A 23,045-nucleotide genomic window follows, 5' to 3' on the forward strand; every position below is an offset into this window, starting at 1 on the left:
ATTTCGGTCTTGTGCGTGCTTATCCGAGCTGGGCGAGCACTTTTTCAGCAACAGCCTCAGAACTTGCCGGGTTCTGGCCGGTGATCAAATTGCCGTCTTCGACCGCAAATGAAGACCAGCTGGCCACGCTTTCATATGCGCCGCCCTTTGCCTTCAACTCATCTTCCAGAAGGAATGGAACCACATTGGTCAGGCCGACAGCGTCTTCTTCGGCATTTGTGAAACCGGCAACCTTTCGGCCCTTCACAAGCGGTGCTCCGTCTGGTGTCATGGCATTGAGAAGCACTGCGGGTGCGTGACAGACCGCGCCAACGGGTTTGCCGGCGTTAAAGAAGGACTCGATCAGGCCAATGGACGTCGTGTCGTTGGTGAGATCCCACAAAGGGCCATGGCCGCCCGGGTAAAAGATCGCGTCATAGTCCGAAGCGTTTACGTCATCCAATTTCAGGGTGCTTGCCAAAGCCCTCTGGGTTTCCGGGTCAGCATCAAACCGGCGGGTTGCGTCGGTTGCCGCAGACGGATCGGAACTCTTTGGATCGATCGGCGGCTGGCCACCTTTCGGCGAAGCAAGCGTGATATCCGCACCAGCATCTTTAAAGGCATAGTAAGGGGCGGCAAATTCTTCGACCCAGAAGCCGGTTTTCTGACCGGTGTCGCCAAGATCTTCATGGCTGGTCAGAACAATCAGAACTTTTTTGTCAGATACCTGCGGCATTAAAATTCTCCGTTGTCAAAAATGGACGGACAATCTGTCCGGCGTGACCTTGATTTAATTCGCTCATGAAGTAATACCAATGGCAAATAAATTGGCCTTAGTGTCATAAATATTGATACAAAATTGGGAGAATGGTGCGCATGGAGGCGTCAATCGAACACCTCAAGAGCCTTATGGTTTTTGCGCAGGTGGCAGACAGCGGGTCGTTCAGCGCTGCCGGTCGGCATCTCGGCCTCACCCGGGCAGTCGTTAGCTATCACGTGAACAAACTGGAAGACGCCTACGGGCTCAGTCTTTTTCACCGGGCACCGCGCAGTCTGAAGATCACCGAAGCCGGAGCGAAACTGCTCGGCCATTGCCGGGTCATCATGAATGAGACCGCGGCCGCTCAGCGGGCAATAGAGCGCTACAAGCAGGAGCCGGAGGGCGTTTTACGCATTTCATGCCCTGTGAGCGTGGGCCTTAATCACATGGTTCCGGTTCTCGGCGCCTTTCACAAGCTCTACCCAAAGATCAAGCTCAATGTCAGTTTCTCAGACACGGTCGTCAACATTCTGGAAGAGGGCTTTGATCTTGCAATCCGTGGCGCCCCGCTGCCCGATTCAGACCTGAAAGCCACACGCCTTGCAACGATTACGACCTGCCTGTGTGCGGCCCCCAGCTATTTTCTAGCCCGGTCCCGGCCCAAGACCATTGCTGATCTGAGTGACCATCAATGGGTGCTGCATATGAACAAGCAAAAGGTCGAGATTCTCATCCCCGGAGGCGCCTCGAAAGTCTTCGAACCGGAGGGAAGCATCACCACCAACAATGCCGTTGCCCGGACAGCCTTTGTGGAGGCAGGCCACGGCATCGGACGCATCCCGCGCTATGATGCGGATCCGAAAATCCGCGCTGGCCTCTTGGAGGAGGTTCTTCCGGGAACACGGCTGCCGGAAATCGCCATCTATGGCGTCTTTCCGCCGGGAGCTGCCATGTCCAGCAACCTCCGCCTTCTGCTCGATTTCACAAAGCAGGCTTTTCAGACCAACTGATCCTCAGCCCATCAAGGAACAATGAGCTTTTTCGGCATAGAACGCCTGATTTAGGTGACTGTGAATTGCCCCATCATTCCGCGATCCTCATGTTCGAGGATGTGGCAGTGATACATGTAGGGATATTTTTCTGTCGCCACGTGATCAAACCGCACCACGATCTCCGACCAATCGTCGTCATCCAGCACCACTGTATCTTTCCAGCCTAGCTGGTCTGCCGGAACGACCTCTCCTTCCATCTGCTCGATCAGGAAAGAACATCCATGAATGTGAAAGGGGTGAGCGCCCTGATCTGATCGGATGCGCCAGCGCTCCCAAACCCCAAGTCCAACGCGCTCGTTAATCACCGACATATCCATTACGGCACCGTTGATGGTCATATCCATCTTGCCATGACCGTCATGGCCCGCGTGATCACCACCGTGATCCATTTCGAGAACAAACTCTCGAACGTTCTTGATCTCATGTTCCTCGGGATGACTGATAGCGATGAGTTTTTCAGGCAAAGGCGCGTTGTTGGCAACCAAAAGAGCATCCGGACGCAAGGTCAAAGATGCTCTTGGTGGCGCGGCATCCGATCCGCCCACCAAAGTGCTCAGGCTACCGACGATGCCCTCACCCTCGTCATCGACATCATCTTCAAAGAAGGTCAAAAGTTCTACAGGGTTGGCGTCCTCCAGATCGACAATGATCTCGCACCGTTCACCGGGGGACATTTCCATTGTTGTCATGGGAATAGGAGTAGGCAACAGGCCGCCGTCGGTCGCAATCTTGTGAAAGACGCGATTATCCGAAAAAGCGATCACGTAGAACCGTGCATTTGCGCCGTTGAGCAGCCGCAAACGAACCTTGCCTGCGGGGACATCTGCCATAAGAGGCGCGACGGCGCCGTTTATGACCACAGTGTCCCCAAACCAACCGCCTTCATCCGCATCATTGAGGGAATAGACGAAACGGCCCTCACCATCGAAGGTTCGATCTTGAATGATGATCGGCAAATCATCCACACCGTAGCGGTTTGGCAGGTCCATTGCGTCGCTCTCATCATCGTCGATGATAATCATGCCAGCCAGGCCGCGGTAGACTTGATCCCCTGTCTTGCCATGGGTGTGTGAGTGATACCAGCAGGTGGCTGCCGGTTGGACAATGGACAAGGACGGCTTCCAGCCTTCGCCCGGTGCCATCTCCAGTTGGGGCCCGCCATCGACATCACCTGGCACGTGGAGCCCGTGACCATGAATGGAAACGCCCTCCTCTAGCGTGTTCAGGTAGTTCAAGTTGAGTTCGGTGTTCCGGCGTGTCCGGATCGTAGGACCGAGAAAATCCTGGTTGATGCCGAGCGTCGGTGTTTTCACACCAGCCAGAAAGGTGTGTTCGCCAGCCCGAATTCTGAGATCAACCGGCTCTTCATTGGAGCCGTCTGCCAGGGGCGGTATCGGAAGTTTTGCTGGAATTGTTGTCGACCAGGCAGGGCTGATCAGGGAAGCCCCGAACAAGGACGCGGAACCGGCAAGAAGCTGTCGGCGAGATAAGCGAAGTGACATTCAGGTCCTCAAACCAAAGATACGACCAGGATTGTTTGCGGCCATCCAGGAGACAAGCAGGATCGCCGCCGTGATGCCTGAAATGTGTGATGATGCCGACGCTTGGAATCCATCGGACAAATGCCGGATCAAAGGGTTCAGATATCCGGCAAAGGGTCAATTTTGGGAACAAACCCGGTTTTGCTATGTTGGACGCCCCATCGATCAAGGAAATTCAAATGATAGATGCCTCGGGGCAATTCCGTTACCGGCAAACCATCTTTGTTGTGTTCGTGCTTATCGTTTTTGGCACCAGCGTCGTTGAGATTGTCACGGAGTTCATGAATGGAGAGACGTTGATCACCATGGTCGACGACATGTCAGGTGTGGCAGTCAGCGCCCTTGTGCTCATGGGCTTTGCCTTTGAGCGGCATGCCCAACACAAAGCGCTAAAAGACCTTCGAGGCAAACTGGAAAGCGCCCGCGGGCAACTCGCGAAGCTCGATGCCCGCTCTCCTCAGCTTGCCGGACAGTATCGCGCGGTCATGCAGAAGCAGTTCGATGCCTGGAGTTTGACGGCAAGCGAGCAGGACGTTGTAATCGGTATGTTGAAAGGCTTGTCTTTCAGAGAGATCGCAGAACTGAGACAGACCCGCGAAAAAACCGTTCGCCAACAAGCAACATCAGTTTATCGAAAGGCTGGCGTGAACAGCCGCAACGAGCTGACGGCCTGGTTTTTCGAGGACATGTTGGACGCGCCACCAATTCGCGGGTCATAGGGGGTATGCCAGGCCGCGTTAGAAGCGTTCTCAACGCAGTCTTAAAGACTGGGCCCCATGTTTCTTAGTTGTTTTTGCTCAAACACCCGATAACGACGTCTGCTGCGGCCGCGCTTTGGCTGTATCCATCCGGCAAACGCATGACGTCATCAAGGCGGCTCAGTTCAGCGACCTGTGCCGACCGTTCAGGACTGTCCGTGAGATAGCTCGTAAGAAGAGGTGCAAGCACATCCGGCTGAACTTCATCATCAAGAAATTCGGGGATCGCCTTCGTGCCCAGGATGATGTTCGGGAGCACAAAGGAATCGACGCTGGCGAATTTGAAGATCTTGTTGAGGTCATTGAGCCTGCGGAAGAACCAATCCACCTTGTAGGCCACAACCATCGGCACACCGGCAAGCGCCAGTTCCAGTGACACAGTGCCGGATGCTGCCAGAGCGGCATGCGCACTTCGAAAGGCCGCGCGTTTTGCGTCAAGACCGGTCACGATGTCCGGTTGGACCTGCCAGTTGGCAACGCCCTGCCGGATCCGGTTTTCCAGATGGGCCACCGCAGGCAGGACCACCCTCACCTCCGGCATATCCGCCTTCACCCGCGCAACCGTCTCGCCAAAGACGTCGAGAAGCCGTGTGATTTCGCTCCCCCGGCTGCCCGGCAAGACCAACAGGACTTTCTCGTCAGCCTCCAACGGCGCACGTTCCCCTTCAGACGGGCGCAAGAGTTCAGCGTTCTCACTTAACGGGTGACCGACATAATGCGTGCGCGGTCCGCCGAGCTTCTTATGCACTGCCGGTTCGAACGGTAAAAGCGCTAGCAACTCGTCGACATAGACGCTCATTTTTTTTGCCCGACCCGGTCGCCAGGCCCAAACCGACGGAGACACATAACCGACAACAGGAATGTGCGGCGCCCGTTTGCGCACGCGTTTTGCAACGTTGTGGGTGAAATCCGGGCTGTCGATGATGACCAGAACATCGGGCTTGGCAGCGATGGCAGCGTCGACGGTCTGATAGACGCGCTTAACGATCAACGGCAAGCGCGCGAGCACCGCAGACAGTCCCATGACCGACACATCGGACATGTTAAAAAAACTGGTGAGCCCGAGAGACGTCATGCGCTCGCCGCCGACACCACAATACCGCACGCCGGGACCGAGTTTTTCGTTCAGCGCCTTGATCAGTTCCGACCCGAGGTGGTCGCCGGATTCCTCACCCGCAACGATGCAAACGGTGGGCATGGCGTTGGCCTCAGGCGTTGTCATTCGGCGGGACCTTGAGACAAGGCAGACTGGTCAATGCCGATGACGAACAGACCTGCACGATCTGCCTGCGCCAGTGTTTCCTCCCGATCAGAAATCAAGGCACCGCCCGCTTCAATCGCTATGCCTGCCAGCCCTGCGGCTTCGGCCCGCTCAATCGTTCGTGGCCCGATGGTGGGCAGATCCACCCGCAGATCCTGATTGGGTTTGGCGGTCTTTACCAGAACACCGGTCTTGTTCTTTGCCCGGATCCGGCCGCTGCCACGCAAATCTGCGCAGCGTTCGAGCATCGCGTCGGTGCCTTCCGCGCCTTCCAACGCGACAACCCGGCCGCCAATGGCCACAGCCGCCTGTCCAATATCGAGTTCACCCAGTTTCTGGGTCGCGGTCAAGGCAAGCTGGATATCCTGCCAATCGGTGTCGCGCGGCTGCGTCTTTCCCAAAACTCCGCTGGCTGCGAGAAGCCCGGGTGCAACATCCTTGATCCCCACCACGCGAAATCCCTCTACCTCGAAAAGACCAATAACCTTGGTCAACAGGCTGTCATCGCCGCCGGCAAGCGCGCGAATAATGGTCGGCAACCGGCGGAGCGTGCCCAGATCACCCAGAATGGACGCAAAATCCGGGCGTTTCGAGACACCGCCGATCAACAGCACTTCTCGGCAACCGCTCTTGTTCAAAAATGCATAGAGTCGGCCAATTTCACCCCAGCCAAGCTCAGCAGAGGCGAGCGACCGTGTTGCCGTATCGGCCTCCCCGCGGATCGCAACCACCTTGCACTCCCGTCCGGCGGCTGCCAACGCATTGGCAACCTGCAGCGGGATTCGGCCATTGCCAGCAATTAATGCGACCGGAGCATGGGAGGCGGTTTCGGCCAATGTCATGTCCAATGCCCGCTTAAGCAGGTGTACAGAAGCGCCGGTCTTCCTCTACAAGGATGAAGTCGGTCACTCTCTTTACAAGCGGCTGATCTTGGGAGGTTTCTGCAATCGCCTCGGCGCGCGTGCGCAAAGTGCCCTCGTTGCTCTCGAACAGCGCCTTATAGGCCGCCCGCAAGGCGTGAATTTGCTCACGCGGGAAATTCGCGCGTTTCAATCCGATCAGGTTAAGTCCGCCAAGGTTCGCCCGGTTACCGGTCACCATGCCAAACGGAATGAGGTCGTTCTCAAGGCCGGCCATGCCGCCGACAAAGGCATTGTCGCCAATCCGTGTGAACTGAATAACAGCGGACCCACCACCGAAAATCACGTTGCTGCCGACGGTTACGTGACCTGCGATCATCACGTTGTTGGACAAGATAACCCGGTCACCGAGGTGACTGTCATGCCCGACATGGGAATTAGCAAGAAACGCACAATTGTTACCGATGGTCGTGCTCAGTCCGCCGCCCTCGGTGCCCGGATTAATGGTCACGCCTTCCCGGATGATACAGCCTTCACCGATCGTCAGGGTGGCGGCCTCGCCACGGAACTTCAGGTCCTGTGCCTGATGACCAACCGATGCGAAAGGGAAGATGGCAGTGCCAGCTCCAATGGTCGTGTCACCGGCAAGCGCAACATGAGACTTCAGCTCAACGTTGTCGCCAAGTGTCACCTGAGACCCAATGACACAATAAGGGCCAATGCGCACGCCGGCGCCGATTGTTGCGCCGTCTTCAATGATCGCTGTTGGATGGATATCAGCCATAATTCCTCACGCGTCTACCAGCATCGCGCTGACCTCGGCTTCGGCGACTTTTGCGCCGTCAACCATGGCAACCGCATCGAACTTCCAGATGTTCGCACGTTGCTTGATTTTCTTGACGTGAAAATGGACCTGATCGCCCGGCTCCACAGGTTTGCGGAACTTCGCCCTATCGATGGTCATGAAATAGACCAGCTGCGGCGGGGCATCGGCACCGCGCGCATGAACGCACAAGGCACCTGCCGTTTGCGCCATGGCTTCGATCAACAGAACGCCCGGGAAAATCGGCCGTTCCGGGAAGTGGCCCTGAAACTGCGGCTCGTTGATGGTGACATTCTTGATGCCGATGCAGCTGTTGTCGCCGTCCATCTCGATGATCCGGTCAATCAGCAAAAACGGATACCGGTGCGGCAACAGCTTCATGACTTTCATGATGTCCGCTGTTGCGAGCGTTGTTTTTTCTGTTTCGTCCATTCTTCGCCCCTTGGCGGAGGTCCGCCAAAACTCTTCAAGTAATTGGATGTGTGAACTGCTGTCCGTTTACGATTTGCCGCCGCGTTCTGCAAGTTTTCTGACCGCTGCAACTTCGCGGAACCATTGTTTCACAGGTTTTGCGGGCGTTCCGCCGTAGCGCCCCCCGGCGTCCAGGCTTTCGCTGACAACGCTGACCGCCGCAACCTGGGCGCCCATGCCGATGGTCACGTGCCCGCCCACACCGCTTTGTCCGCCAATCGCCACATAATCTTCCAGCGTCGCACTGCCGGAGATGCCGACCTGGGAGACGATGACGCAATGACGGCCAATGACGACATTGTGGCCAATCTGGACCTGGTTATCGATCTTCGTGCCTTCACCAATCACGGTGTCGCGGTTGGCCCCGCGGTCAATGGTGGTATTGGCCCCAATCTCAACGTAATCCTGTATGACGACTCGCCCGACTTGCGGCACTTTCAAGTGTCCTCCCGGTCCCATGGCATAGCCAAAGCCGTCTTGCCCGCAGCACACACCAGGGTGAAGATAAACACGATTGCCCAAGATTGAATGCTGGACGGAGCAATTGGCACCAATGACACAGTCACGGCCGATACGCACGCCAGCCCCGATCACCGCATTGCTGCGAATGACAGTCCCTGCACCAATTTCTGCGCCTGCACCGATAACCGCCCCAGGTTCAACGCACACACCGTCTTCAAGACTTGCAGTCTCATCGACCGATGCGCGCTCGCATACGCCTTCGATACCATGATCACGCGGAACCATTGCCTCAGGAAAGAGCTGAGCCAGCACTTTGGCCCAAGACCGGTAGGCGTCCTTACAAACAAGCGCAGCAACGCCTGCGGGAACCTTGTCCTTGTGGCGTGTGCTGACCAGGCAGCCGGCTGCCGCAGTGGTGGTCAGCGCGTCGAGGTAGGCCGTATTGTCGAAAAACACCAGCATGCCCGGACCGGCGTCTTCAAGCGGGGCAACTCCGGTGATTTCGGTTTCCGGTGCACCGTTCACCAGTTCGGCCTCTGCCCAACCGGCGATATCGCCGAGGCGTATACCTTCTGGAAAGTGAAAGAATTTCGGCTCGGACATCGGCATATCCTCTTTTGAACACCTGCGGTCCGGTTTGACCGTAACAAAAACGGCCGCCGTTTGATGCGGCGGCCGTCGGTTTTTGGGTAGAAACCGCTTCTTAGAAGGTGGTGCCACCACTCAGGCGGAACACCTGGGTGCGGTCAGAGTCTTCTTTCAGGAGCGGGTAAGCAAAGTCTGCCTTGAGCGGACCGAATGGCGACTGCCACCGGATACCGAAGCCGACTGAAGCACGCAGGTCAAATCCATTGGAAAGGATCCGGCCGCCGCCAGCTTCAACGATATCGACCAATTCGTTGTCAGCATCCCACAGAGAGCCGGCATCGGCAAACAGTGCACCACCGAGACCCAGTTCTTTCGGAATGCCCGGGATCGGGAACTGTGCTTCAGTTGTCGCCGCAAAGTACCAACGGCCGCCGATCGCGTCATCAGACGTCGCATCGCGAGGGCCGATACCCCGGTTTTCAAAGCCGCGGATCAGGTTGCCACCAAGCATGAACTGCTCGGACACACGAAGACGCTCATTGAGGCCGATGATGTTACCACCACGGAACTGAACGCTGCCGACCAGGCCATAGTCAGCGAGGATTTCCTTGTAGGCACGTGCCTGGATTTCACTCTTGATGTACTGGCTGTCGCCACCAACACCGGCAAACTCCTGTCTGAAGGAGGCGTAGATGCCGTCCGTCGGGTTCAGGTTGCGGTCAAGAGTGTTGTAGCGCAGCTCATAACCAACCAGCGAGGTGAGGTATGTTCCAAGGGAGTCACAGACAGCCAGCGAGAGGTTGGCAGTGCTACAGTTATTGATCCCGGTCGAGCCATATTTGCCGTCGGTGTTCTTTTCTTCATAGATTGCATAGAACAGACGGAGCGTTGTCTCATCTTCGCGCAGCGGCAGGGTAAAGCCGAAGCCACCGCCGGTCCGCTCTTCGTCAAAAGACCGGTAGCTGTTGGCATCATTCACCTGACGGTAGACATCGAGGTCCAGCGCGACCCGGCGGCCCATGAAGAACGGCTCGATGAACCGGAACTCGTAAGTCTGGGTATCGGAACCACCACCAACACCGATTTTAACGTACTGGCCACGGCCCAGGAAGTTGCGCTCGGTCAGGGAGATGTCACCGACCACACCATCGGTCGTGGAGTAACCGATACCGAAAGAGATTTCACCGGTCGGCTTTTCTTCGACCTGCACGTTCACGATTACGCGATCCGGTGCACTGCCCTGCTGGGTCGTGATGGAAACACGCTCGAAGAAGTTCAAGTTCCGCAAGCGGCGCTCAGCCTTGTCGATCAAGGCGCGGTTGAACGCGTCGCCTTCAGCAACATCAAACTCGCGGCGGATAACATATTCACGGGTACGGTCGTTGCCGATGATGTTGATGCGCTCAACATACGCCCGCGGGCCTTCTTCGATGTAGTAGATCAGGTCGATCGTGTTGTTTTCGTAGTTCCGTGAACCACGCGGACGAACACGGGCAAACGCATAACCTTCTTCAGAAACACGGAGCGTGATGTCTTCAACGGACTGCTCGACGCGCAGGGCGTTGAATGTCCGGCCGCTGCGGGTCCGCACCAGCCGGCGCAGATCTTCCGGGTCAACTTCGGCGATCGTGGAAACCACCTCAACGTTGCCGACGTCGTAGCGATCACCCTCATCCACCGTGAAGGTCACGTAGAAAATGTTGTTCTCGCGGTCGAGATCAGCACTTACAGAGACAATACGGAAGTCCGCATAGCCTTTGTTGTTATAGTACTGGCGCAGCAGCTCTTCGTCCGCAGCCAGACGATCAGGGTCGTATGTGTCAGTGCTGCGCAACCAGCTCAGCAACCCACTCTCGCGGGTCCGGATTACATCCCGAAGACGGCCATCGCTGAACGAGTTATTGCCGATGAAGCTTATGCGCTCCACACCGGTCTTCGCACCTTCATTGATTTCAAAGACCAGATCGACCCGGTTCTGACCGCGCTCAATGATCTTCGGCTCAACGGCTGCGCCATAACGGCCGCTGCGACGGTAAGCTTCCAAAATGCTCTGGACGTCGGACTGGACTTTAGCGCGAGAGAGCATGGACCGCGACTGGGAACGAACAGCCGTAGCAAGCGCATCGTCCTTGATCTTCCGGTTCCCCTCAAAGGAGACGCGGGTGATCATCGGGTTCTCGGTCACTGTCACGATGACGGTGCTGCCACGCGGGGTGATTTCTACCGTGGCAAACAAACCGGTTGCATACAGCGCCTTCAAAGACTCATCGACATCAGCCGCCCCATAGGAGCGGCCGGGAACGATGGTCATGTAGCTGATGACCGTATCTTCCTCGATCCGGCTCGTGCCGCGAACTTCGATGTTGCGCGCGACAGCGGCTTCCGCCTGCGTTGCCCCCGCGAACGGACCAAAGTTGCCCGGAACAAACGATCCGGCTGAGAGAACCGCGGTCGCCAAAATTGCGGCTCTCAAGTGTTTCTGCAATCGCTGCATCAGTGCGCTATGCCTTTGTTTTTTAAAACCCCGTCTCGGAATTCATCCGATCACCCCCGGAGAATCCCAAAAATCGATCCATGTTTTATAGGTTTTTACCGATAACGCAACAGCAGTTGGCCGCCGAAATCGATTTAGTCAGAGGACGTTGCGTCAATGTCACGGCTCCCCGCTTAAAGGCTCATTAATCGCCAGATATCGTTCCAAGTCGCGAACACCATCAGCATTAGTACGAGGCCTAAACCGATGCGAAATCCGACTTCCTGCACCTTCTCGTTGAGCGGTTTTCCACGGATAGCTTCAGCCGCGTAGAACACCAGATGGCCACCGTCGAGAATCGGGATTGGAAGCAGGTTGATGAAACCGATCGACACAGACAGAAAACCAGCGAGACTGATGAGCTCAATCAAGCCGAACTGAGCGACCGTTCCGGACACCTGCGCAATTTGTATCGGCCCACCCAATTGTTTTGCCGATTGCTCGCCGGCAAAGATCTCGCCGATGAAATTCACGGTATCGTAGATGATCTTGTAGGTACGCAGCACACCTTCCCAAAGCGCGCCGCCAACACCGAGCTGCTTCAAGATGCGGGTATTTTCGTCACTTGCGATTGCCACGCCAATGCGCGGCTCCCGGTACTCAACACCGAACTGATTGACGTCGGTGACGTAAACGGGCACCACTGTCGCTGTGAGCTCGGCCCCGTCCCGCTCAATCCCGAGGACCAGCGGCTGGTCCGGATTATGGCGCACTGTCCATTTCAAATCTTCAAAATAAGACAATGGCTTGTCATTGATCGACAGGATTCGGTCACCTGTCTGAATGCCGGCTGTTTCGGCAGCTGAACCCTCGATTACCGTTGAGACGACCGGCAAGAGCTGCGGCTTTCCGTAAGCCATGAAGATCCCGGCAAAAATGATGACCGCCAGGATAAAATTGGCGATCGGACCGGCAGCCACGATCGCTGCACGCTGCCACACGGGTTTTGCGATGAAAGCCGTTCTGCGCTCTTCCTCGCTCATGCTGGCAATGTACTCCCGGTCCGGAACACTCGCGGCATTCTCGTCACCGGCAAATTTCACATAGCCGCCAAGGGGAATAAGCGACACTTTCCAGCGCGTGCCGTGTTTGTCGTACCAGCCAAACAATTCCCGCCCAAAACCAACGGAAAAAGCATCCACCTTCACATTGCACCACCGCGCAACAGCAAAGTGGCCGAGCTCATGAAAGAAGACGACGATCGTCAGAACAAACAGGAACGGCACCATATAGCCGATCAGAAGGTCGTAGGCAGAGCCAAATATTTCCATGAGATTTCCGATTGTTCCCGCACAGTCCTTAAGCGCTACCTTAATAGCAATGGAATTACGGCACGTTAATGATCCAGCATTCGTTTCGCACCGGATAAATTAGGCAGCGCGGCTTGAAATCCAATGCCCTGTCCAAACACGAGCTTCCTGATCCAGCGCCAAAACGTCTTCTACCGTCGCAGCTGGTGCAAGCTTTCCTTTGGCAGAAAACGCCGATAGCGCCTCTTCGACGGCTGCCGGGATGTCCATAAAACCGATCGCGCCCTTCAAAAAGGCCGCAACAGCTGTTTCGTCGGCGGCATTTAGAACCGCTGGCGCTGTACCGCCCGACCGCAGCGCCTCCAGCGCGATCCGCAGTGCCGGGAACCGCTTCATGTCCGGTGCCTCAAATGTGAGCGACGCTAGTTTCGCCAAATCCAGGCGCTCGACCGGTGCTTTCATCCGGCGCGGATAGGCCATGCAATGCGCAATCGGTGTGCGCATATCGGGACTGCCGAGCTGCGCAAGAAGCGATCCGTCGCGGTATTGGACAAGCCCGTGAACGGCAGATTGCGGATGGACAAGAACATCCAACTGATCAGCACTCACTGGAAAAAGGTGATGAGCCTCAATAACTTCAAGACCCTTGTTCATCATCGTAGCGCTGTCGATGGAGATCCGCGCGCCCATATCCCAATTCGGGTGTTTGAGCGCTTGCTGTGGTGTCACCCGCACCATATCTTCAAACGCCATCGTTCGGAACGGGCCGCCAGACGCAGTCAGAATGACCTTTTCTATGCTGTCCGGGTGAGAGGCCTCGAAGACCTGGAATATTGCGTTGTGCTCACTGTCGACCGGCAGGATTTCGGCGCCCTCTGCCGCAATCTTGCCCATGAACAGGTCCCCTGCGCACACCAGGCACTCCTTGTTGGCCAGCGCAATTCGCCGCCCGGGCTTAATAGCTGCCATGGTCGGCACAAGTCCGGCGGCGCCCACAATTGCGCCGATGACAAGATCTGTATCCCGGTCGACCGCCTCAAGCACAGCTTGATCACCGGACGCGCTCTCGATCCCGCTTCCAGAAAGCCGGTTTTTCAGGTCCTCACAATTGCTCGGATCGGACAAAATAGCGGATTTGGCTTTCAAACGGAGCGCCATTTCCGCCAAGGCGTCAGCGCTTGAATTGGCAACCAAAGCAACAATTTCAAAGCGGTCTGGATTGCGAGCAATCAAATCTGCGACGCTCTGGCCGATTGATCCGGTCGCACCAAGAACCGTAACGCGAACCGTTTTTGCCGGATAGTCTTGCTCTTGTTCCGCCGTCAACGGCACTCTCCCACTCAGAATAGAGCCAAGCTGTTTAAAGGATCGGCAAACGTGCCACCGGCGATCAGACCGATCAGCACCGCAAAGATAGCAGCGGCGACCAAGCCATCAATCCGATCCATGATCCCGCCATGTCCGGGTATCAGCTGGCTGGAGTCTTTAACATCAAATCGGCGTTTGATCGCAGATTCCAACAAATCACCGGCTTGTGAAACGATTGACAGGATAGCCGCAAGCACGGCCCAGGTCACAAGTTGACTGGCTCCGCTTATTGCCGCGACGCCGACACCGAAAACGATTGCGATGGTAAGGCCGCCGATTGCACCCGACCAGGTTTTCTTAGGCGACACCCTTGCCCAGAGTTTGGGGCCGCCAATTGCCCGGCCGGTGAAGTATGCAAAGATATCTGTCGCCCAAACCACAAAGAACAAAAAGAAAGTGAAGACCAGACCGCCAGTGCCTGCCCGCAAGGACAAGAGCGCGGTGAGGGCCAGGCCGCTGTACACGATGCCTTCCGCCCCCCAGCGCCCTTCCCTGGAAAAACCGGACAAAACCAGTGTCGCGATCGCGCCAGCAGCGACGACCAACAGTCCCTCAACATGAAAACCGAAAAGCTTCAGACCACATGCCCCTACGAGGGCTATTTGCCCGGCGATCGCGGGAACTGATGTCTGCTTGGTCCCGGTGATCGTAAACCACTCTGACAGGAAAAGGATGGCAGCCGCCAACACAAGGACCGCATAGGCCCATCCACCCAGATAAATCAGCCCAAGAACCAGAGGCCCCAAAACCACTGCAGACAGAACCCGCAGCTGCAGATTGCTTTTCGTTTTGGCTGGAAGGTCTTGATCAGGCATTACCTTTTAACGGCCTCAAAGTGCCTGCGCGGTGACACCACCGTAGCGCCGATCCCGGTTGCCAAAGCACTCAAGCGCTTGATCCAGAGCAGCTTCATCGAAATCGGGCCACATGAGATCCGAGAAATAGAACTCTGTGTAAGCCGCCTGCCATAAGAGGAAATTTGAGAGGCGGAGTTCGCCACTTGTGCGCACGATCAGATCAGGATCAGGTAGACCCGCTGTGTCGAGCTCGGCGGAAACATGAGCTTCCGTAACGGCACTTGGTTCGATTTCGCCGCGCGCAACCTTCTCACACAACTTCTTCACTGCAGAGGTCAGCTCCTGCCGTGCGCCGTAGTTGAAGGCAACAACCAGTTCCATGCCCGTGTTGTTGCGGGTCAGCTCCTCGGCATCGAGCAAAAGCTTGAGGATCCCAGCGTCGAGATTATCACGCTCACCGATAATGCGGATGCGGATGTTTTCCCGGTGCAACTCACTCAAGTCACGCTGCACGAACCGGCGCAGCAGCCCCATCAGAAATCTGACTTCAGGCTCCGGCCGGCTCCAGTTCTCTGTCGAGAAGCTGTAGATCGTTACTATCCCGACGCCCCGCAGAGCGGCATGACGGATGATTTTACGGAGCGCCTCCAGCCCCTGACGGTGGCCTTCGGTACGCGGCAGGCCGCGGGAAGACGCCCACCGGCCATTTCCGTCCATGATGAACGCAACATGGTTTGGCACATGCGAAGGCGCAGCCAAAACCGGCTCTGCATTTGCCTGTCGTTCCAGGTTGCTGCTCATCCTAGTCCTCGACTGCTGGCCCAAAGCCGCCCTTTAAACCTGCGAAATCTCCGCCTCTTTCTTCGCAAGCATCGCATCCACTTCGCCGATCATCCCATCGGTGAGTTTTTGCACTTCGTCAGATGCAACACGGCTGTCGTCCTGAGAGATCTCGCCGTCTTTTTCTGCCTTCTTGGCGTCATCCATTCCATCGCGGCGTACGTGACGGATCGCAACCTTGGCCTGTTCGGCATATTTGTGCGCAACCTTGATCAGCTCCTGACGGCGCTCCTGGTTGAGCTCGGGGATCGGCAGACGCAGCAACTGACCGTCCACAACCGGGTTCAAGCCGAGGTTTGATTCGCGAATGGCTTTTTCGACAGCGGCAACCATGGACTTGTCCCAGACCTGAATCGCAACCATGCGCGGCTCTGGTACGGAAACCGTTCCAACTTGGCTCAGCGGCATGGACTGGCCATAAGCGTCGACAGAAATCGGATCGAGCATGCTTGCGGATGCGCGGCCTGTCCGCAGACCTGAGAAATCAGTTTTCAGAGAAGAAAGCGCGCCTTGCATGCGCCGCTTCAAGTCATCCAGGTCGACACCTTCTACAGACATTTTGTCCTCACTGTTCTTGTTGCTTAAGCCAAATCAGATCCGGCGCGCCAACATGGCACAACCGCACCGAAACACAAGTGCTGCAGCCTGTTAGGCGCCGAAAAACTACTCGTCACCCACGACTGTGTAGGTTCCTGTTTCCTGCAACACACTGACCAGCGCGCCCGGTGAATGGATCGAGAAGACAATGACCGGGATGGAATTGTCCCGGGCCAAGGCAATCGCGGTGGTATCCATGACCTTCAGGTTCCGGCTGATGACCTCGTCATAGCCGAGAGTTTCATACCGCTCTGCATCCGGGTTGACCTTGGGGTCCTCTGAATAAACGCCGTCCACTTGCGTGCCCTTCAAAAAGGCATCACATTTCATTTCGGCAGCACGCAGGGCCGCCCCGCTGTCGGTGGTGAAAAACGGGTTTCCAGTGCCGCCAGCGAAAATGATCACATCACCGTCCTCCATGTAACGATCCGCCACACGCTGAGAGAAGGTCTCGCAGATGGATGGGACCGCGACGGCGGACAAGACACGCGCGTTGACCTTGAGACGGCGCAAGGCATCGGCAAGGGTCAGGCTGTTCATGATGGTTGCAAGCATGCCCATGTGGTCACCGGTCACCCGGTTGCCGCCCTTGGCAGCCACTGCCACGCCGCGGAAGATATTGCCGCCGCCGACAACCACGCCGACCTGCGCGCCAAGCGCCACGGCGTCCGCAATTTCCTTTGCAATCCTTTGCACAATCGCCGGGTCAATTCCGAAAGCCTGCGATCCCATGAGGGCCTCGCCGGAGAGCTTGAGGAGGATCCGTTTCCAACGCAAAGGAGATGTCATCTGTGTACCTTGGGTAAAATTAAGCCTTCAAAAAAAAAGCGCCGGACTAACCGGCGCTTTTCTTGGGACCTTACTGCCCGGAGGCTGCCGCCACTTCCGCGGCGAAATCCTGCTCTTCCTTCTCGATCCCTTCGCCGAGTGCGAAGCGGACGAAACCGGAAAGCTTGACCTCGGTGCCGAGGTCTTTGGCAAGCGCCTCAACGGCCTGCTCTACCGTCTGATCAGGATTGATCACGAATGCCTGTTTCACGAGGGTAACTTCCTCGTAGAACTTGCGCAGACGGCCTTCCACCATTTTCTCAATGATGTTTTCCGGCTTGCCGGATTCACGAGCCTGTTCGGAGAACACGGATTTTTCGCGCTCGACCACTTCCGGATCCAGCTCTTCAGTGTTCAAAGCCAGCGGGCTGGTTGCAGCAACGTGCATCGCGATCTGGCGGCCAAGCGCGTTCAGCTTGTCTTTGTCACCGGAGGATTCCAGTGCAACCAGAACGCCGATCTTGCCGAGGCCATCGGCGACAGCGCCGTGGACATAGGTGGACACAACACCATCGCCAACGGACAGGATCGCGGTCCGGCGGAGGGTCATGTTCTCGCCGATTGTGGCGATCGCGTCGGTGATGGAATCAGCAACAGACTTGCCGTCCAGATTAGCTGCAGTCACTGCGTCGACAGAACCGTCGGTGCCAACGGCAACGGTTGCGACCTTGCCGACCAGCTCCTGGAACCCTTCGTTGCGGGCAACGAAGTCGGTTTCGGAGTTCAGCTCGATCACAGCAGCCTTGGTGCCTTCAGCAGCAACACCAACCAGGCCTTCGGCGGCCACGCGGCCAGCCTTCTTGGCAGCTTTTGCCAGGCCTTTGGTGCGCAGCCAGTCAACAGCTGCTTCCATGTCACCGCCGTTTTCAGTCAGGGCGGTCTTGCAGTCCATCATGCCAGCGCCGGATTTCTCACGGAGCTCTTTTACCATCGCGGCAGTAATGCTCATCGATTGCCTCGTAGATGGGGGGTTTCAGATGAGACACGGTTTAGCCGATGGCTTTCCGCGCCTTTATGACGGGCCCGCAACAATTTGCAACCCGCCTTGCGAATTCAACATGTTTCTACCGCGCGGCTCGCCGCGCGGTAGAAATCAGATCAATTCAAGCTTGGGCAGCCGCTGCTTCAGCTTCAGCCGGAGCTTCTTCTGCAGCCGCTTCAACAAGCGCTTCTTCGACCGGAGCTTCTTCAGAAGCGCCGACGTCCATGCCGGACGCGCCTTGCGCACGGGAGATGCCATCGATGGCAGCGCGTGCGATGAGGTCGCAGTACAGGGAAAGCGCGCGGCCAGCGTCATCGTTGCCCGGGACCGGGTAAGTGATGCCTTCCGGGCTGGAATTGGAATCCAGGATCGCAGCAACCGGGATACCCAGACGGCGGGCTTCCTGGATGGCAATTGCTTCGCGGTTGGTGTCAATGACGAAGATCAGGTCCGGGATACCACCCATGTCCTTGATACCGCCAAGGTTCCGCTCAAGCTTTTCGCGCTCGCGGTCCATGAACAGACGCTCTTTCTTGGTCAGAGCGTTTGCAGCGTCAGAGTTCAGGGTCTCTTCAAGCTTGCGCAGGCGCTGAATGGACTGGGAAATGGTTTTCCAGTTGGTCAGCATGCCGCCGAGCCAGCGGGCGTTGACGAAGTACTGCGCGGAATTGCGGGCAGACGTTGCAACAGCTTCCTGAGCCTGGCGCTTGGTGCCAACGAGCAGAACGCGGCCACCACCGGCGACGGTGTCAGAGACAGCCTTCAGTGCCTGGTGGAGAAGCGGAACGGTCTGGGACAGGTCCATGATGTGAACATCGTTGCGTACACCAAAGATGTACTGACCCATGCGCGGGTTCCAACGGTGTTTCTGGTGACCAAAGTGGACGCCAGCTTCCAGCAGCTGACGCATCGTGAAATCAGGCAATGCCATGCCTATAACTCCTGAGTTTTCCGGTTTTACCTCCGCAAGAGGGTGTGGGCCGGAAGAAGATTTCCTTTCGGCCACCGGATGGACCCCGATAAGCTCGGTTTCCGCCCCTTGCGTGTGGGATGGGCGCCTTATAGTGGGAGAGAAATTTTATTTCAAGAGCCGGGAGACGGTTTTATACGCAGAAAGTGCTTCTATCAGCCGTTATCCTGCGGCCCTATCGTCGTCCGTCACGGGGCCGCCAGCCCGCACCGACCTCATCAATACTTATAAGGCGCCCCTTGCGCCGGACTACATCTCATTTCAAGGAGAGCTTTTTGGCCACAATCGGCATCAATCACCTCGGCCTCACCGTCCGCGACCTGGACCAGACCACAGCCTTTTTCACAGATTGCCTCGGCTGGGAACTCTTGGCCCGTGACGACAGTTACCCGCGCACCACCGTTTCTGATGGCGCTTGCCGTTTGACACTGTGGCAAGCGGACAAAACCCAAGCGATCACAGACTTTAACCGCAAAACCAACATCGGCCTGCATCACCTCGCCCTCGAAGTTCAAAGCCGGGATGCACTCGACGAATTGGCGGCAAAGGTCCGCAATTGGCCCGGCGTTCAGATGGAATTTAACCCGGAACTCATGGGCGCCGGTCCGCGGATGCACACAATGTTTTCAGAACCGGGCGGCATTCGCCTGGAAATCATCTGGCCTGCCAGCTGATCCGGCCAGCTGATCCGGTCAGACGAAACGTTAAGCCATCTGAACGTCAGTGACCCCGGGAACTGCCTTGAGCGCCCCGGCGATTTCCGGAGACAGGCGGAACCGGCCGGGCAATTTCACCTCGACTTCACGCGCTCCGTTCTCCAGAAGCACGATCACCGTAACGTCCCCCTCGCCGCGCACTGTCAGCTGCTTTGCGAGACTTGCAATCGGCCGCTCGTCGCGCACAAACACCCGCATGCTCTTTTGAAGGCGCGCGGCAACTTTGTCGATCGGGTCGACCTGCTCAATTATCAGCGACGGTTCATCGTCACGCATGTCGGCCCCAACGAGCACGACCACCGAACGCCCGGTTTGAAGCACATCGCGGAATTGCTCCAGCTTTTCGCGGAAGAGCAGCGCTTCATACTGGCCAGTGGAATCCGACAAGCGCGCTATGCCCATCCGGGTTCCGGACTTGGTCTTGCGTTCCTGCATAGAAATCACGGTCCCTGCAAGACGGCCAGCCGATGCCCCTTTTTTCACCGCTTCGGCAAACTGCGCCCACGGCTGGGCGCGCATCTTTTCTAGAACAGAGGCATATTCATCGATTGGGTGCGCGGAGAGATAAAAGCCGATCGCCGAATGCTCGCGCTGAAGCTTCTCCTCAGACGTCCAGCCATGAACCTCATCAAGCTGCAGGGGTTCTTCGCTGTCAGATCCGCCAAACAGTTCGTCTTGACCGAGGGTCTTGTTTTCTTCCGTGCGCTGCGCGAGCCCCATGATGCGGTCAAGACCTTCGAAAACACGAGCCCGGTTCGGCTCCAGCTCATCGAACGCGCCGGCAGCGACCAGATTTTCAAGCGTGCGCTTGTTCAAGGCCTTCGGCGAGATCCGCCGGGCAAAATCGCCGAGGCTCTTGAACGGTGCTTGGCCTCGAACTTCTACAATATGTTCCACCGCCTGTTCCCCAACACCTTTTACGGCTCCCATGGCGTAGAGGATCTTGCCGTCCGATACGTCGAAATAGACCTGCGAGTGGTTGATAGACGGCGGCACCACCTCAATACCCATCCGCCGGGCTTCCTGACGGAAATCTCCGAGCTTTTCGGTGTTCCCCATATCAAGTGTCATGGACGCTGCCATGAATTCGACCGGGTGGTTCGCCTTGAGCCAGGCCGTATGATAGGAAACCAGCGCATAGGCGGCTGCGTGCGATTTGTTAAAGCCGTAGTTCGCGAATTTCGCCACAAGATCGAAAATCGTTCCGGCCTGGGTCTTGTTGATGCCCCGCTCAACGGCGCCGTCAACAAAGCGGGCGCGCTGGACTTCCATCTCCGCGGCAATCTTCTTACCCATGGCGCGGCGCAGAAGATCCGCTTCCCCAAGCGAATAACCTGAAAGCACCTGTGCGATCTGCATCACCTGCTCCTGGTAGACGATGATGCCATTCGTCTCCATCAGGATCGGTTCGAGCAGCGGATGCAGACAATCCGGCTCCTGCTCGCCGTGCTTCACCGCATTGTAGACCGGGATGTTTTCCATCGGGCCCGGACGGTACAGCGCAACGAGCGCAATAATGTCTTCAAACCGGTCCGGCTTCATGCCGGCAACGGCACGGCGCATGCCCTGACTTTCCAGCTGGAACACACCGAACGTCTCACCGCGGGTCAAAAGATCATAGGACTTCTTGTCGTCAATCGGCAGGCTGGCAACATCCACGTTGATGCCCCGCCGCTCGATCAACTTCACCGCCGTGTCGATGACGGTCAGTGTTTTCAGGCCGAGAAAGTCGAATTTTACAAGGCCGGCATCCTCAACCATCTTCATGTTGAACTGGGCAACCGGCATGTCGGAACGCGGGTCGCGGTAGAGCGGGACGAGCTGCTCAAGCGGCCGGTCGCCGATCACCACACCGGCTGCGTGGGTAGACGCATGCCGGTAAAGCCCTTCAAGCTTTTGAGCCATGCCAAGAAGCCGCTCGACGATTTCTTCTTCGCGGGCTGCTTCACGCAGGCGCGGCTCGTCCTCAATCGCCTGGCCAAGGGTGACAGGATTGGCCGGGTTAGCTGGCACGAGCTTACACAGCCTGTCGACCTGGCCATACGGCATCTGCAACACACGGCCAACGTCGCGCAGCACCGCACGCGCCTGCAAGGACCCGAAGGTGATGATCTGAGCCACCTGCTGACGGCCATACTTTTCCTGGACGTAGCGAATGACTTCTTCACGCCGGGACTGACAGAAGTCGATGTCGAAATCCGGCATCGAGACACGTTCCGGGTTCAAGAACCGCTCAAAGAGAAGCGAGAACCGCATCGGGTCAAGATCGGTGATGGTCAAGGACCAGGCCACCAGGGAGCCCGCGCCAGAGCCGCGGCCCGGTCCAACCGGGATGTCGTGGTTCTTGGCCCATTTGATGAAGTCGGCAACGATCAGGAAGTAACCCGGAAACTTCATCCGTTCGATGATGCCAGTCTCATAATCGAGGCGTTCCCAGTAGTCTTTTTCCTCAAGGCCCGGCGCCAGGCCATGGGCATCGAGGCGGGCCTGAAGCCCTTCGCGGGCCTGGCGTTTCAGTTCTTCCGATTCGGCGCGCTCGGCTTCTTCCGGGTCCGCATCGGCGCCGGCAAACCGAGGCAGGATCGGTGCCCGCTTCATCGGCCGGAACGAACAGCGCTGCGCGATCTCAATCGTAGAAGCCAGTGCTTCGGGCAAATCAGCAAAAAGAGCGCACATTTCTGCGCGCGTCTTGAAATAGTGCTCCGGCGTTAACCGCCGCCGGTCGCTTTCGATCAGAACCCGGCCTTCCGAGATACAGATCAGCGCATCGTGCGCCTCGTAATCATCGCGCGCTGGAAAGAAAGCCTCATTGGTCGCAACGAGCGGCAAACCCATCTCATAGGCAAGATCAAGGAATGCCTCTTCGGTTTTGCGCTCACTCTCCATGCCGTGGCGCTGAAGCTCGACATAACACCGTCCGGCAAATCCATCGGCGAGTGTTTTCAGCCGGCTCTTCGCCAAATCTTTCCGGCCCGCCAACAGCGGCACGCCAATGGCGCCCAGACTTCCACCGGTCAGGACAATCACATCTTGCGCTTTTTGAAGAAGATAGCTGATCGAGACATGCGGCCTCAGGCCCGTTTCCGTGTCGAGAAACGCCCTTGACGTCAGTTCCATCAAGTTGCCGTAACCGGTTTCGGTCATCGCTATCAGGACGAGATCTGCAAGTGCCGGCTCGCCGCGCCGACCGCTGTCCAGACCATCATCAAAAAACACTGACAATTGGCACGCCGTAATCGGCTGGATGCCGGCGCCCCAGGCTTTGCTCGAGAACTCCTGCGCGCCAAAAAGATTGTTGGTATCGGCGATCGCAAGCGCCGGCTGCTCATCTGCCTTGGCGAGATCCAAAAGCTTCTTGATAGGCAACGCCCCTTCCAGGAGCGAGAGCGCGGAATGGACGCGCAAGTGCACGAAACCCGGACCGCTCCCCATTGGAACGGGGGCTCCAGACACGGAGCTCATATCGCTGTCTACATTCGTCATGGCGGCATACTCAATGGCTTGCGCGAATCTTCACTTCAAAGTGAAACGCCTCGGGGGCGTTTCGTCCAGCCGCCAGTGCGGTTGTCACCGCTGTTCTTTAAAGGGCTAAAAGCATCTCTGCCAGAC

20 protein-coding genes are annotated in these 23,045 nt (G+C 57.1%); 3 read left to right on the plus strand and 17 right to left on the minus strand.

Annotation, left to right across the window (positions count from 1 at the left end):
* Positions 1-19: 19 nt before the first annotated feature.
* Positions 20-715, minus strand: a complete 696-nt coding sequence (locus AC0J4F_RS18420; protein ID WP_473024289.1) for a type 1 glutamine amidotransferase domain-containing protein — start codon at positions 713-715, stop codon at positions 20-22.
* 140 nt (positions 716-855) lie between these two features.
* Here AC0J4F_RS18420 and AC0J4F_RS18425 point away from each other — a divergent pair, with 140 nt between their 5' ends.
* On the plus strand, positions 856-1,749 hold the full coding sequence (locus AC0J4F_RS18425) for a LysR substrate-binding domain-containing protein (RefSeq protein WP_473024290.1): 894 nt from the start codon (positions 856-858) through the stop codon (positions 1,747-1,749).
* Positions 1,750-1,799: 50 nt separating this feature from the next.
* Here the strand turns inward: AC0J4F_RS18425 and AC0J4F_RS18430 are convergent, their stop codons facing one another.
* Complete coding sequence (locus AC0J4F_RS18430) at positions 1,800-3,293, minus strand: multicopper oxidase domain-containing protein (RefSeq protein WP_473024291.1); 1,494 nt, start codon at positions 3,291-3,293, stop codon at positions 1,800-1,802.
* A gap of 218 nt (positions 3,294-3,511) precedes the next feature.
* Between AC0J4F_RS18430 and AC0J4F_RS18435 the strand changes: the two genes are divergently transcribed.
* Positions 3,512-4,051 carry a helix-turn-helix transcriptional regulator gene (locus AC0J4F_RS18435; RefSeq protein WP_473024292.1) on the plus strand — a complete coding sequence of 180 codons (540 nt, stop codon included), beginning with the start codon at positions 3,512-3,514 and terminating at the stop codon, positions 4,049-4,051.
* 64 nt (positions 4,052-4,115) lie between these two features.
* Here AC0J4F_RS18435 and lpxB read toward each other — a convergent pair whose 3' ends face one another.
* The 14 genes from lpxB to rpsB all read right to left on the minus strand — a co-directional run bounded on the left by lpxB (position 4,116) and on the right by rpsB (position 18,681).
* Positions 4,116-5,312 carry a lipid-A-disaccharide synthase gene (lpxB, locus tag AC0J4F_RS18440; RefSeq protein WP_473024293.1) on the minus strand — a complete coding sequence of 399 codons (1,197 nt, stop codon included), beginning with the start codon at positions 5,310-5,312 and terminating at the stop codon, positions 4,116-4,118.
* Entirely contained in the window at positions 5,309-6,193 is an 885-nt protein-coding gene (locus tag AC0J4F_RS18445) for a UDP-2,3-diacylglucosamine diphosphatase LpxI domain-containing protein (protein WP_133950030.1), read from the minus strand. The genes lpxB and AC0J4F_RS18445 overlap by 4 nt, the downstream gene beginning before the upstream one ends.
* A gap of 13 nt (positions 6,194-6,206) precedes the next feature.
* Positions 6,207-6,995 carry an acyl-ACP--UDP-N-acetylglucosamine O-acyltransferase gene (gene lpxA, locus AC0J4F_RS18450; RefSeq protein ID WP_473024294.1) on the minus strand — a complete coding sequence of 263 codons (789 nt, stop codon included), beginning with the start codon at positions 6,993-6,995 and terminating at the stop codon, positions 6,207-6,209.
* Positions 6,996-7,001: 6 nt separating this feature from the next.
* Entirely contained in the window at positions 7,002-7,466 is a 465-nt protein-coding gene (fabZ, locus tag AC0J4F_RS18455) for a 3-hydroxyacyl-ACP dehydratase FabZ (RefSeq protein WP_008192525.1), read from the minus strand.
* A 66-nt stretch (positions 7,467-7,532) separates the two neighbouring features.
* The gene (lpxD, locus tag AC0J4F_RS18460; RefSeq protein ID WP_473024295.1) at positions 7,533-8,570 is read right to left on the minus strand and encodes a UDP-3-O-(3-hydroxymyristoyl)glucosamine N-acyltransferase; all 1,038 of its coding nucleotides are present in this window, start codon (positions 8,568-8,570) and stop codon (positions 7,533-7,535) included.
* Between the two features lie 100 nt (positions 8,571-8,670).
* Positions 8,671-11,028 (minus strand): outer membrane protein assembly factor BamA, encoded by a 2,358-nt coding sequence (bamA, locus tag AC0J4F_RS18465; RefSeq protein ID WP_209177734.1) that lies wholly within the window; start codon positions 11,026-11,028, stop codon positions 8,671-8,673.
* Positions 11,029-11,222: 194 nt separating this feature from the next.
* On the minus strand, positions 11,223-12,359 hold the full coding sequence (rseP, locus tag AC0J4F_RS18470; protein WP_133950038.1) for an RIP metalloprotease RseP: 1,137 nt from the start codon (positions 12,357-12,359) through the stop codon (positions 11,223-11,225).
* 99 nt (positions 12,360-12,458) lie between these two features.
* Positions 12,459-13,670: a 1-deoxy-D-xylulose-5-phosphate reductoisomerase gene (locus AC0J4F_RS18475; RefSeq protein WP_133950040.1), complete on the minus strand. Its 1,212-nt coding sequence runs from the start codon at positions 13,668-13,670 to the stop codon at positions 12,459-12,461.
* Positions 13,671-13,678: 8 nt separating this feature from the next.
* The gene (locus tag AC0J4F_RS18480) at positions 13,679-14,521 is read right to left on the minus strand and encodes a phosphatidate cytidylyltransferase (protein ID WP_133950042.1); all 843 of its coding nucleotides are present in this window, start codon (positions 14,519-14,521) and stop codon (positions 13,679-13,681) included.
* A gap of 15 nt (positions 14,522-14,536) precedes the next feature.
* The gene (locus AC0J4F_RS18485; protein ID WP_133950044.1) at positions 14,537-15,304 is read right to left on the minus strand and encodes an isoprenyl transferase; all 768 of its coding nucleotides are present in this window, start codon (positions 15,302-15,304) and stop codon (positions 14,537-14,539) included.
* A gap of 33 nt (positions 15,305-15,337) precedes the next feature.
* Positions 15,338-15,901, minus strand: a complete 564-nt coding sequence (gene frr, locus AC0J4F_RS18490) for a ribosome recycling factor (RefSeq protein WP_008196500.1) — start codon at positions 15,899-15,901, stop codon at positions 15,338-15,340.
* A 105-nt stretch (positions 15,902-16,006) separates the two neighbouring features.
* Positions 16,007-16,729, minus strand: coding sequence for a UMP kinase (pyrH, locus tag AC0J4F_RS18495; RefSeq protein ID WP_008192166.1), 723 nt, complete (start codon positions 16,727-16,729; stop codon positions 16,007-16,009).
* A 70-nt stretch (positions 16,730-16,799) separates the two neighbouring features.
* The gene (gene tsf, locus AC0J4F_RS18500) at positions 16,800-17,717 is read right to left on the minus strand and encodes a translation elongation factor Ts (protein ID WP_133950046.1); all 918 of its coding nucleotides are present in this window, start codon (positions 17,715-17,717) and stop codon (positions 16,800-16,802) included.
* A gap of 154 nt (positions 17,718-17,871) precedes the next feature.
* On the minus strand, positions 17,872-18,681 hold the full coding sequence (rpsB, locus tag AC0J4F_RS18505) for a 30S ribosomal protein S2 (protein ID WP_473024296.1): 810 nt from the start codon (positions 18,679-18,681) through the stop codon (positions 17,872-17,874).
* 314 nt (positions 18,682-18,995) lie between these two features.
* Between rpsB and AC0J4F_RS18510 the strand changes: the two genes are divergently transcribed.
* Positions 18,996-19,394, plus strand: coding sequence for a VOC family protein (locus AC0J4F_RS18510; RefSeq protein WP_133950050.1), 399 nt, complete (start codon positions 18,996-18,998; stop codon positions 19,392-19,394).
* Between the two features lie 30 nt (positions 19,395-19,424).
* Here AC0J4F_RS18510 and dnaE read toward each other — a convergent pair whose 3' ends face one another.
* A complete protein-coding gene (gene dnaE, locus AC0J4F_RS18515; RefSeq protein WP_473026451.1) occupies positions 19,425-22,868 on the minus strand; it encodes a DNA polymerase III subunit alpha in 3,444 nt (1,147 codons plus the stop codon).
* Positions 22,869-23,045: the final 177 nt, after the last annotated feature.

Source organism: Roseibium sp. R5, from assembly GCF_055755305.1.